The sequence below is a fragment of the Geminicoccus flavidas genome (assembly GCF_009806515.1).
GTDB classification, from domain to species: Bacteria; Pseudomonadota; Alphaproteobacteria; order Geminicoccales; family Geminicoccaceae; genus Geminicoccus; species Geminicoccus flavidus.
Window position 1 is genome coordinate 1 of record NZ_WUJP01000540.1, and the last position, 11,044, is coordinate 11,044.

An 11,044-nucleotide genomic window follows, 5' to 3' on the forward strand; every position below is an offset into this window, starting at 1 on the left:
CACGCGCCGGACCTCGCGCAGCACAGCTGCCATGTCCGCCACATCCATCAGCACGTTGTAGGCCATCACCCGGTCGAAGCTCGCCGCGGCGAACGGCAGGGCGGCGGCATCGGCGACCAGGTAACGCTCCGCGGATCGGGCGGTCGCCGCGGCCGCGACCATGGCCGGCACCGCATCCGTGGCGGTGACCCGATATCCCAGCGCTGTCAGCGCGCGGGCCACCCGTCCCTCGCCGCAGCCGATCTCCAGGACCTCATCCTGCCCGGTGCCGACGAAGTCGCGCAAGGCCGGGAGATAGGCCCAGAAGGCGTCATGGCCGGGCGTGCCGGCCCAGCTGATCCACTGCCGCGCGACCCGGCGCCAGTGGCGGCGGTCCCGGTCAGCCATGGGCAGCCGCGGCCTCAGCCTTCCTCGCCGCCCACCAGCCCCAGGAACCGGTCGAGCTGGTCGAGCGTACGCCAGCGCACCACCAGTTCGCCGCCGTCCTTCTTCTGCCGGATCGCGATCGGCAGGCCGAAGCGCCGCGACAGCCGTTCCTCGAACGCCTTGACGTCGGCATCCGCGGTGGCGGGCCGGGCGGTGGCTCTGGCGAGCTTGGGCGTCTGCTGGCGGCGCACCAACTCTTCCGTCTGCCGGACGTTCAGCCCGTCGCGGACGACGAGCTCGGCGAGCGCTGCCGGATCGGCCGCCCCCAGCAGCGCCCGGGCATGGCCGGCGCTGATCTTCTCCTGGTCGAGCAGACGACGTACCGGTTCGGGCAGGCCCAGCAGGCGGATAGTATTGGCGACGTGGCTGCGGCTGCGGCCGAGCGCACTGGCGATGTCCTCCTGGGTGTGGCCGAACTCGTCGGCCAGCCGTCGGTAGGCATCCGCCTCTTCCAGCGGGGTGAGGTCCTTGCGCTGGACGTTCTCGACCAGCGCTATTTCCAGCGTCTCCTGCTCGCCCAGCTCTCGGACCAGCACCGGGATCTCGGCCAGTCCGGCGCGCTGCGCCGCCCGCCAGCGCCGCTCGCCGGCGACGATCTCGAACCCGTCTGCCCGGCCGGCCGGGCGCACCAGCAGCGGCTGGAGCAGGCCATGGCGGCGCATCGAATCCGCCAGCAGCTCCAGCTCGTCCTCGTCGAATCCGCGCCGCGGCTGGTGGCGGGACGGCGAGAGCTGCTCGATCGGCACCAGCCTGGCTCCCTTGGGCGCCGGCTTGGCCACCTGGAGATCGGCATCGAGGATCGTGCCGGCATCCTCGCCGAGCAGGGCCGAGAGGCCCATGCCCAGGCCACGCCGCCTGCCGGGCGTCTGGTCGGAATGCTTCACCGTGTTGCCGCCATCATGCGTCGATCCCGTCTCAGCATCTCACCGGCCAGATGCGCATAGGCCATGGCGCCCGCCGAGCGCACATCATAGAGCATCACCGGCTTGCCATGCGATGGCGCTTCGGAGATCCGCACGTTGCGTGGGATCACGGTGTCGTAAACCCGCTCGCCCATGAAGCTGCGCACGTCCTCGGCCACTTGCTCGGACAGGTTATTGCGCTTGTCGAACATGGTCAGGACGATGCCGTGCATCTGCAGGCGCGGGTTCAGGGTGCGCCGCACCCGCTCGACCGTGCGCAGCAGCATGCTGAGCCCCTCCAGGGCGAAGAACTCGCATTGGAGCGGCACCATCACCGCATGCGCCGCGACCAGCCCGTTGATCGTCAGCACACCCAAAGATGGCGGGCAGTCGATCAAGACATAGTCGAACCGGTCCTCCAGCCGCAGCAGCGCATCGCGCAGCCGGTAGCTGCGCTTGCCGTCGTCCACCAGTTCCACCTCGGCCGCCGACAGGTCGACGGTCGAGCTGATCAGGGTGAGACCTGGCACGGCGGTTTCGGTCAGGGCATCGGCGACCGGTGCCTGACCGGTGATCACGTCGTAGGCGGTCACCGTGCGGACCGAGCGGTCGACGCCCAGCCCGGTCGAGGCATTGCCCTGCGGGTCGAAGTCGACGACCAGCACCCGCTTGCCAGCCACCGCCAGGGCGGTACCGAGATTGATGGTGGTCGTGGTCTTGCCGACCCCACCCTTCTGATTGGCAATCGCGAAGATGCGTGCCTTAGGCCCGCTCTTGAACTCGACGACCGTCGACACGTACGACCTCGCTGACGCGCAGGATATTGCCTCTCGGATCCGAGAGGCTCGGCAGGACGTCCTGCCTCATATGCCAGTGCCGCGCCGCGTCGGTCAATTCCGACGGCAACGTCTGGCCCTTGGCGAACAGGGCGACTGTGTCTCCGGCCATGTGCGGTGCTGCGAAGCCGAGCAGCCGGTCCAAGGGTGCGAGCGCCCGTGCCGTCACCACGTCGAGCTTCGGCAGCTTGGCCTGCTCGATGCGCACCGCGTGGATCGTCACGGCCGTCTCGGTGATCCGGGCCGACTCGCGCAGGAAGGCAACCTTGCGCTGGTCGCTTTCCACCAGATGCATCGCCGGCACGCCCATGATCGCCAGGATCATGCCGGGCACGCCAGGACCGGTACCGAGATCCGCCCAGGTCCGGGCCTCGGGCGCCAGCAGGCGCAACTGACCGCCATCCAGCACATGGCGACGCCACGGATCGGCGAGCGTGCTGGCTGCGACCAGGTTGATCCGCTGCTGCCACAGCTCCAGCAGTTCCACCCAGCGCCGCAGCCGCTCCAGCGTTTCACGTGAAACGCGCAGCAGCGCCGCGCATTCCTCTGGGGACATCGGCCGGCTCATGCCGCGGACGCGCTCGGCCGCTCGACGAACCGCAGCAGCCGTGCAGTGGCGGCCGGGGTCACGCCAGGGATGCGGGCTGCGGCACCCAGCGAGCGCGGCCGGGCCCGGCTCAGCGCCGCGACCACCTCGGCACTAAGGCCCGGGATGGCCTGATAGTCGAGATCGTCGGGCAGGGCCAGTTCCTCCTGGGCTCGGAACCGGCGGACCTCCGCCTCCTGCCGGGCGAGGTAGGTGGCATAACGTGCCTCGATCTCGAGCTGCTCCTGGACCGCGGTTGGCAGACCCACCAGTGCCGGTGCCAGCGGTACGAGTCTGGCCAGGCTGGTGTCCGGCAGGCGCAGCAGGTCGAAGCCGTCCCGGCGCCGGCCATCCGCCTGCACCGCGATGCCGTACGCCGCCGCCTCGCCCGGAGTGACGGAGATCCGGCGGAGCAGGTTACGGCCCAGTTCCAGCGCTTGGAGCTTGGCCAGATGCGCCTTCCGCCGCTCCGCGCCGACTACACCCACCGAGATGCCGGCATCCGTCAGACGAAGGTCGGCATTGTCGGCACGCAGGCTCAGCCGGAACTCGCTGCGGCTGGTGAACATCCGATAGGGCTCGGTCACGCCCCGGCTCACCAGGTCGTCGATCATCACCCCGATCATCGCTTGGCTGCGCTCCAGGATGAAGGGCGGACGTCCTGCCGCCAGCAGCGCTGCATTGATCCCGGCGACGATCCCCTGGCCGGCCGCTTCCTCATAGCCGGTCGTGCCGTTGATCTGCCCGGCGAGATAGAGGCCCGGCAGGCGGCGCACGGCGAGATCCGGTCCGAGTTCGCGCGGGTCGACATGGTCATACTCGATCGCGTAGCCGAACTGGGCGATCTCGGCCCGCTCCAGCCCGGCGATCGAGCGCACCAGGTCGAGCTGGACCTCGCGCGGCAGCGCGGTCGAGATCCCATTCGGATAGACCAGCGGGTCGTCCGTTCCTTCCGGCTCCAGGAAGACCTGATGGCGCTCGCGGTCGGCAAAGCGCACCACCTTATCCTCGATCGACGGGCAGTAGCGCACTCCGCCCGCAGTGATCTGCCCGGAGTAGATCGGGGACCGGGCCAAGTCGGCGCGGATCAGCGCGTGGGTGGCGGGGTTGGTCCAGGTGATCCGGCACTCCACCTGCTTCTGGCCGATCCGGTCGGTCAGGAACGACATCGGCACGGGCGGATCGTCGCCCGGCTGCGCCTGCAGCGCTGCCCAGTCGATGCTGTCTCGCCGCAGCCTGGGCGGTGTGCCAGTCTTGAGGCGGCCGAGCGTGATGCCGGCTGCCGCCAGCCGCTCCGGCAGGCGAACCGATGGCCGCTCGCCCAGGCGGCCGGCCGGGCGGCGCTCCTCGCCCAGATGGATCTCGCCGCGTAGGAAGGTACCGGTGGTCAGCACGACCGCAGCCGCGCGCAGCCAACACCCGTCCTGGTCAACCACACCCCGGACCCGGCCGTCCTCCAGGATCAGGTCGACCGCCTCGGCCTCCAGTACCTGCAGCCCAGCCTGCCCGGCGAGGAGTCCTTGCACCGCGGCCTCGTAGGCCCGCCGGTCGGCTTGGACGCGCGGTGCCCGCACCGCCGCCCCCTTGTCCGCAGCGAGCATGCGGAACTGGATGCCAGCTCGGTCGATCGCGCGCGCCATGATCCCGTCCAGCGCATCGACCTCGCGCACCAACTGGCCGCGGCCGAGCCCGCCGATCGCGGGGTTGCAGGACATCCGCCCGATCGCCCGGCGGTCCTGGGTCAGGAGCGCGGTGCGGGCGCCGAGCCGCGCCGCGGCGGCAGCCGCCTCCACCCCGGCATGGCCGCCACCGATCACGATCACGTCGAAGATTTGCATGGCAGATCGCAGCGGCCCTGGATTGAACTAGCGCATTGCCGCGCACGCCGCTTCAAAGGCATGACGCCCCCGGGTGATAGGCGAATCCGGATCGCAGGGAAACATGATGTCCTCCGTCGTGCTCGCCATGCTGGCGCTGGCCGTGCTGCTCGGGATTTCCGCCTTCGTGCCAGCCCTGGCCGATCGCCTGCGCCTGCCGGCCACCACCCTGCTGGCGATCGTCGGGATCGCGATCGGCGGCCTCCTGTTCTTCACCGACACCCACATGTTCCCTGGCTGGACGCCCGGGCTGGGCGGGCTGATCGGGAACCTTGCCGACCTGCACATCCCGCCGGACATGCTGCTCCTGGTATTCCTGCCGGTCCTCTTGTTCGAGAGCTCGATCAGCCTGGATGCCAGGGCGCTGCGCGACGATCTGGTGCCGGTGCTGGCTATGGCGGTGCTGGCCGTGCTGGTGACCACGCTGGTGGTCGGCATCACGCTCAACCCGTTCACCGTGGTGCCGCTGGCCGGCTGCCTGCTGCTGGGCGCGGTGGTCGCCACCACCGACCCGATCGCGGTGATCGGGGTGTTCCGTGAGGTGGGGGCACCCCGCCGCCTGTCCGACCTGGTCGAGGGCGAGAGCCTGCTGAACGACGCCGCGGCGATCGCCCTGTTCAGCGCCTTCGTGGCGGCCCTGCGCGCCGGCAACGATGGTGATCCCACGGCGATCGCCTGGACCTTCCTGTGGGACTTCATCGGCGGCGGCCTGTTCGGCCTGGTGCTGGGCCGGCTCGGCGCCGCCCTGCTCACCCGGCTGGACCAGGCCGGGCCGGCCGAGATCACCCTGTCCGTGTCGCTGGCCTATCTCGCCTACATCATCGGCGAGGATGTGCTGCATATTTCCGGCGTGGTCGCGACCGTCGCCGCGGGCCTGGCGTTTGGCTATCTCGGTCGGCGCCGAATGAGCACCCGCTCCTGGGGAGCGATCCACCATGTCTGGCAGCAGCTCGGCTTCTGGGCTGCCTCGCTGGTGTTCATGATGGCAGCCATGCTGATCCCCAAGGTGCTGGTCGAGTTCCGGCTCCACGACTTCTTCCTGCTGGTCGTGCTCATCCTCGCCACCTTCGCGGCCCGCGTGTTCGTGCTCTACGCGGTGATCCCGCTGCTCACCGCGCTCAAGCTCGCCGAGCCGATCCGCAGCGCCTATCGGCTGGTAATGCTCTGGGGTGGCCTGCGCGGCGCCGTCACCCTGGCCTTGGCGCTCGCCGTTTCCGAGCTGCCGGGCATTTCCGACGAGGTGAAGCACCTGGTCGAGGTGGTGGCGGTTTCTTACGTGCTGTTCACCCTGTTCGTCCAGGGCACCACGCTGCGCGCGCTGATCGGCTGGCTCGGGCTGAACCAGCTCGGCCCGCTGGAACGCATGGTGCGCGATCGTGCGCTGGAGCTCAGCCAGACCGACATGCTGGACCGGCTCCGGCTGGAGGCGGTTCGGCTGGGCATCGACCCGGAGACCTCGCCGGAGATCGACCGGCTGAACAAGGCGCGCCTCGCCCAACCGCGGCGGGTGGCGCCACTGGGCGACGACATGCTGTCCCAGCAGCTCACTGCGGCCCTGCTGACCGTCACGCGGCGCGAGGCCACGCTCTATGTCGAGGAGATCGGCCGGGGCCTGGCCGGGCGGCGCACTGCCGCGCAGCTGCTCGGCAATACCGACCAGCTCCAGGATGCGCTGCAGACCGATGGGGTGCGTGGCTACCGGTCGGTCGCCAAGCGGCTCAGCCGGTTCGACCTGTACATGCGGTTCTGCGTCTGGATCCAGCGCACCTTCCGCTGGTCGACGCCGCTGGCCCGCCAGCTCGCCGACCGGTTCGAGGTCATGCTGATCAGCCGGCGAGTCATGAACGAGTGCGTTGAGTTCGCCCGGGAGCGCCTGCCATCCCTGTTCGAGCCGCGGGTCGCCGAGACGGCGCTGCATGTGGTCCAGGACCGCAAGGAGCTGATCGAACGCAGCTTCGAGGCGCTCGAGCTGCAATATCCCGAATATGCTGAGGCACTGCGCACCCGCTACCTGGACCGCGCCGCCCTGCGCATGGAGGAGGATGCCTACGGGCAGATGCTGCAGGAACGGCTGATCACCCCGCCGGTCTATCGCAACCTGATGGAGGCGACCCGACAGCGCGCCCGCAGGTTGGAGCAGGCACCGACCCTCGACCTGCACATGGACATCCCGGCGATCCTCCGCGAGCTGCCGCTGTTCAAGGACCTGGCGCCGGAACAGATCGAGGCGGTGAGCCGCCTGCTCCGGCCGCGCATGGTGCTGCCGCGCGAGCGGATCGTGCGCGCGGGAGCGCTGGGCGACCGCATGTATTTCGTGGCGAGCGGTGCCGTCGAGGTGGTCCTGGACGAACCGGTGCGGCTCGGCACCGGCGACTTCTTCGGCGAACTGGGCCTCCTCACCCGCGAGCCGCGCCGGGCCGACGTCGTCGCCATGGGCTACTGCCACCTGCTCGAACTGCATGCCGACGTGTTCGACCGGTTCCTAGCGGCGGATCCCCAGGCGGCGGTTGCCATCCGTCGCGTGGCAGCCGAGCGGCTGGGCGTGTGGCAGGAGCCGGCCCAGCCGGCCGGCTAACTGTTCCACGTGAAACGCTGAACCGCTACTTACCGATGCAGAACCGCGCGAAGATTCGGTCCAGCACATCCTCGGCGTCGGCACCCGCACCCGTGACTCGCGCCAGAGCCTGGCTCGCATGGCGCAGCGCTTCGGCCACCAGCACCGGCTCGGACAGGTGAGCTGCCGCCAGCGCGTCGTCCAGCGCCGCCAGCGCGTCGCACAGCGCCGCTTCGGCCCGGGCACCCACGGGCACTGCCCCCGCCTCCGCCTGGTCCGGTGCCGCCAGCGCTGCCACCAGCTCTGCCAGCAGCCGGTCGATCCCGGCACCGGTGCGGCACGAGATCGCCAGATGGTCCGCCGGCGCCGATGTCAGGTCAGCCTTGTTCGCCACCACCAGCCGCGTCTGGCCTGTCGCGAGCGGCACGGCCGGCAGTGCCGGCAGCACCGGCTCGTTCGCGTCGATCAGCTCCAGCACAAGATCGGCGGATGCCGCCTTTTCCCTGGCGCGGCGCATTCCTTCCTGCTCGATCGGATCGTCGCTGTCGCGCAGTCCCGCCGTGTCGATCAGCGTCACCGGCAGGCCGTCCAGGTCCAGGGCCACCTCGACCGGGTCACGGGTGGTGCCCGGGCGATCCGTCACGATCGCGACCTCGCGGCCAACCAGCAGGTTGACGAGGCTGGACTTGCCGACATTGGGGGCACCCACCACCGTCACGACAAAGCCATGGCGCAGCCGCTCCGCCGCAGGCGCCTGGGCCAGCGCATCCGCCAGCTCGACACGCAGCCGCATCATGCCCGGCCCGATCCGGCCGAGCGTGCCGGAAGCGACATCGGCTTGGTCCGCGGCGAAATCCAGCTCGGCCTCGACCGCGGCGCGCAGCTCCATGAGCTGCTCGTGCCACTGGCCGATCTGGCGTCCGACCGAGCCTTCCAGCCTCGAGAGCGCCGCACGCACGCCGCGCGCGGTGGTGGCCTCGATCAGGTCGCCCAGGCCTTCCACGGCCGCCAGATCGAGCTTGCCCGCCAGATAGGCACGCCGCGTGAACTCGCCGGGCTCTGCCGGGCGCAGGCCGGGCATCCGGCCCAGGGTTGCGGCCAGCATCCGGCGCACGCCGATGCCGCCATGATGCTGCAGCTCGACCAGGTCCTCGCCGGTGAAGCTGGCCGGAGCCGCAAAGCGCAGCAGCAGGGCCTGGTCGATCGGCGGTCCGTCCGGCCCGTCGCGCAGCCGGGCCAGCACCGCCCGGCGCGGTGCGGGCGGCCGGGCCACACCTAGCTTCGCCAGCGCCTGCAGCGCTGCCGGTCCGGAAATCCGCAGCACCGCCACCGCCGAGCGGCCGGGCGGCGTCGCCCAGGCCCAGATCGTGTCGCCCGTCAGCGCTTGTCGTCCTTGGGTGGGGCTGGCGGCCGCATCCCGGTCGCGGTCGCCATCATCTGCGCCCAGATGGTCTGCCACTGCTCCAGCCCCTTGGACAGCGGCAGCCAAGTCTCCATGAGCTGCTTGGTGTCCGTGGCATTGATCGCATCCGACAGGCGCTTCTCCAGCGTGTCCATCAGGCTTTTCTGCATGGGCGCCACGTCGGGCAGGCCCAGGAACTGCCGGGCCTCCTCCGGCGTGCAGTCGATGTCGATGCTCACTTTCATGTCCGCCTCGCCGTTCGGGTCCCGCCGCTCCACATCCTTAGGACGACGGCGGCCAACGGCAACCTCCGGCCACCATCGCCACCAACGAAGGGAGCTGGCCCTTGGCCAATCTCTTGCGCAACGCCACCAGCCCCTACCTCCTGCAGCACGCCGACAACCCGGTCCACTGGCGGGAATGGAACCCTGAGGCCCTGGCGCTGGCCAGGGAGCTCGACCGCCCGATCCTCCTGTCGGTGGGCTATGCCGCCTGCCACTGGTGTCATGTGATGGCGCACGAGAGCTTCGAGGACCCGGTGGTCGCCCTGCTGATCAATGATGGGTTCGTGCCGATCAAGGTGGACCGAGAGGAACGGCCGGACCTGGACCAGATCTATCTGCACGCCCTGCAGCTCCTGGGCCAGCCGGGCGGCTGGCCGCTCACCATGTTCCTGACCCCGGAAGGCGCGCCCTTCTGGGGCGGCACCTATTTCCCGCCCAGCCCACGCCACGGCCTGCCGAGCTTCTCTCAGGTCCTGACCAAGCTGGCGAAGCTGTGGCGCGAGGACCGGACGCGGCTGCTGGCTAATCGCGACCAGATGATGGCGGCAATGGCCGCACTGGAAAAGCCGGCATCGGGCGCGAGTGTGCCGGCCGGGCTGGCGTTCGAGACGGCACAGGCCATCGCGCGCCATTTCGACCCGGAGCATGGCGGGCTGCGCGGCGCACCCAAGTTCCCGCAGGTCCCGATGCTCGACCTGCTGCGCCGCACCGCGATCGCACGAGGCGACCGGCAGATGGCCGGCACCGTCCTGCACAGCCTCAGGCGGATCTGCCAGGGCGGGATCTACGACCATCTGGGCGGCGGCTTCGCGCGCTATTCGGTCGACGCCTTCTGGCGCGTGCCGCATTTCGAGAAGATGCTCTACGACAACGCCCAGCTGCTGGGCCTCCTGGCCGAGTGTCACCTGCTGGAACCCCAGCCGCTGTTCCGAGCCAGGGCCGAGGAGACGGTCGGCTGGCTGGTGCGCGAGATGCGCAGTGCTGGCGCGTTCGTCGCCTCGCTCGATGCCGACAGCGAGGGCGAGGAGGGCCGCTACTATGTCTGGGACGCGGCCGAGATCGAGGTCGTGCTCGGTGCCGATGCCGCGACATTCGCCCAGCATTACGACGTCCGGCCGGAAGGCAACTGGGAAGGCCGCAACGTCCTGAACCGCCTGCACGAGCCAGGCTTAGCGCCGGCGGAGGACGAGGCGGCGCTGGCGAGGATGCGCGCCGCCCTCCTGGCGGCGCGGGAGCAGCGGGTCCGTCCGGGCCGCGACGACAAGATCCTGGCCGACTGGAACGGCCTCGCCATCCAGGGCTTGGCGCGGGCCGCCACCGCGTTCGACCGGCCGGACTGGCTGGCCGTGGCCGCGGAAACCTTCGACGCCGTGATGGATCTGCTGGGTACGCCCGATGCCGGGCTGCGTCATGCGTGGCGGGACGGCCGGCGCCTGGAGCTCGGTCTGCTGGACGACCATGCCCAGATGGCCCGTGCCGCCCTGGCGCTGGGCCTGGCCAGCGGCGACGAACGCTGGACAGTCCGCGCCGCCATCATTCTCCAGGCGGTCGAGCAGGCGTTCGCCGATCCCGAGGGCGGCTACCGGCTGGCCCCGGCCGATGCCACCGACCTCCTGGTCCGCCCGAAGACCGCCTTCGACGGTCCGAGCCCGGCAGCGCTCGCGACCTTGCTGGAATGCCTGGCGCTGATGCACGCGCTGGACGGCCAGGCACATTGGCGGGACCGGGCGGACCGGCTGGTGCGCTCGGTGGCAGGCGAGGTGACCGAACAGCCGGCGGCTCACTGCGCCTTCCTGGCGGCATCGCTGGCGCTGGAGATGCCCATCCAGATCGTGTTGGCGAGACTGGCAGCCGAACTCACTGCACTGCGCCGCATCGCCCTCACGACGTCACTGCCGCATTTCGTGGTCCAGCAGGTCGAGGCGGGCGATGTCCTGCCCAGCGAGCACCCGGCCTTCGGCAAGACCAGCCGCGACGGACGCCCCACCGCCTACGTCTGCGTCGCCGCGACCTGCACCGCTCCTTTGACCGAACCGGCGGCACTACGGGACGAGCTAGCCGCCGCTGGCTTGCGCGTCGGCAGGATCGGCGCAAACTGACGGGACGGAGCGAAACGAACCCGAGAAGGACCAAGGCGCATGGCGACCAGAGTAATGGTGCGCAGGACTGGCGGCCCG

Annotated in this window: 9 protein-coding genes; 2 read left to right on the forward strand and 7 right to left on the reverse strand. The window is 70.2% G+C overall.

Annotated features, from left to right (window positions below):
* The 5 genes from EQG76_RS15205 to mnmG all read right to left on the reverse strand — a co-directional run.
* On the reverse strand, positions 1-387 hold a 387-nt coding region (locus EQG76_RS15205; RefSeq protein WP_159714927.1), incomplete at its 3' end, for a class I SAM-dependent methyltransferase.
* A 14-nt stretch (positions 388-401) separates the two neighbouring features.
* Positions 402-1,310 (reverse strand): ParB/RepB/Spo0J family partition protein, encoded by a 909-nt coding sequence (locus EQG76_RS15210; RefSeq protein WP_235031382.1) that lies wholly within the window; start codon positions 1,308-1,310, stop codon positions 402-404.
* The gene (locus EQG76_RS15215; RefSeq protein WP_159714929.1) at positions 1,307-2,125 is read right to left on the reverse strand and encodes a ParA family protein; all 819 of its coding nucleotides are present in this window, start codon (positions 2,123-2,125) and stop codon (positions 1,307-1,309) included. The genes EQG76_RS15210 and EQG76_RS15215 overlap by 4 nt, the downstream gene beginning before the upstream one ends.
* On the reverse strand, positions 2,091-2,720 hold the full coding sequence (locus EQG76_RS15220) for a 16S rRNA (guanine(527)-N(7))-methyltransferase RsmG (protein WP_159714931.1): 630 nt from the start codon (positions 2,718-2,720) through the stop codon (positions 2,091-2,093). Before EQG76_RS15220 ends, EQG76_RS15215 begins: the two co-directional genes overlap by 35 nt.
* Positions 2,721-2,728: 8 nt before the next feature.
* Positions 2,729-4,588 carry a tRNA uridine-5-carboxymethylaminomethyl(34) synthesis enzyme MnmG gene (mnmG, locus tag EQG76_RS15225; RefSeq protein ID WP_159714933.1) on the reverse strand — a complete coding sequence of 620 codons (1,860 nt, stop codon included), beginning with the start codon at positions 4,586-4,588 and terminating at the stop codon, positions 2,729-2,731.
* A 103-nt stretch (positions 4,589-4,691) separates the two neighbouring features.
* Between mnmG and EQG76_RS15230 the strand changes: the two genes are divergently transcribed.
* Complete coding sequence (locus EQG76_RS15230) at positions 4,692-7,202, forward strand: cation:proton antiporter (RefSeq protein WP_159714935.1); 2,511 nt, start codon at positions 4,692-4,694, stop codon at positions 7,200-7,202.
* Positions 7,203-7,227: 25 nt separating this feature from the next.
* On the opposite strand, the gene mnmE is transcribed toward EQG76_RS15230, so the two are convergent.
* Both mnmE and EQG76_RS15240 read right to left on the reverse strand, forming a co-directional pair.
* On the reverse strand, positions 7,228-8,640 hold the full coding sequence (gene mnmE, locus EQG76_RS15235) for a tRNA uridine-5-carboxymethylaminomethyl(34) synthesis GTPase MnmE (protein WP_235031383.1): 1,413 nt from the start codon (positions 8,638-8,640) through the stop codon (positions 7,228-7,230).
* Positions 8,559-8,828, reverse strand: coding sequence for a DUF6489 family protein (locus tag EQG76_RS15240; protein ID WP_159714937.1), 270 nt, complete (start codon positions 8,826-8,828; stop codon positions 8,559-8,561). The genes mnmE and EQG76_RS15240 overlap by 82 nt, the downstream gene beginning before the upstream one ends.
* Before the next feature lie 101 nt (positions 8,829-8,929).
* Between EQG76_RS15240 and EQG76_RS15245 the strand changes: the two genes are divergently transcribed.
* The gene (locus tag EQG76_RS15245; RefSeq protein WP_235031384.1) at positions 8,930-10,966 is read left to right on the forward strand and encodes a thioredoxin domain-containing protein; all 2,037 of its coding nucleotides are present in this window, start codon (positions 8,930-8,932) and stop codon (positions 10,964-10,966) included.
* Positions 10,967-11,044: the final 78 nt, after the last annotated feature.

Excerpts from the sequence above, each read along its gene's own strand:
- EQG76_RS15230 (WP_159714935.1), top strand. The coding sequence starts at position 4,692 with ATGATGTCCTCCGTCGTGCTCGCCATGCTGGCGCTGGCCGTGCTGCTC.
- mnmG (WP_159714933.1), bottom strand. The coding sequence starts at position 4,588 with ATGCAAATCTTCGACGTGATCGTGATCGGTGGCGGCCATGCCGGGGTG.
- EQG76_RS15240 (WP_159714937.1), bottom strand. The coding sequence starts at position 8,828 with ATGAAAGTGAGCATCGACATCGACTGCACGCCGGAGGAGGCCCGGCAG.
- EQG76_RS15220 (WP_159714931.1), bottom strand. The coding sequence starts at position 2,720 with ATGTCCCCAGAGGAATGCGCGGCGCTGCTGCGCGTTTCACGTGAAACG.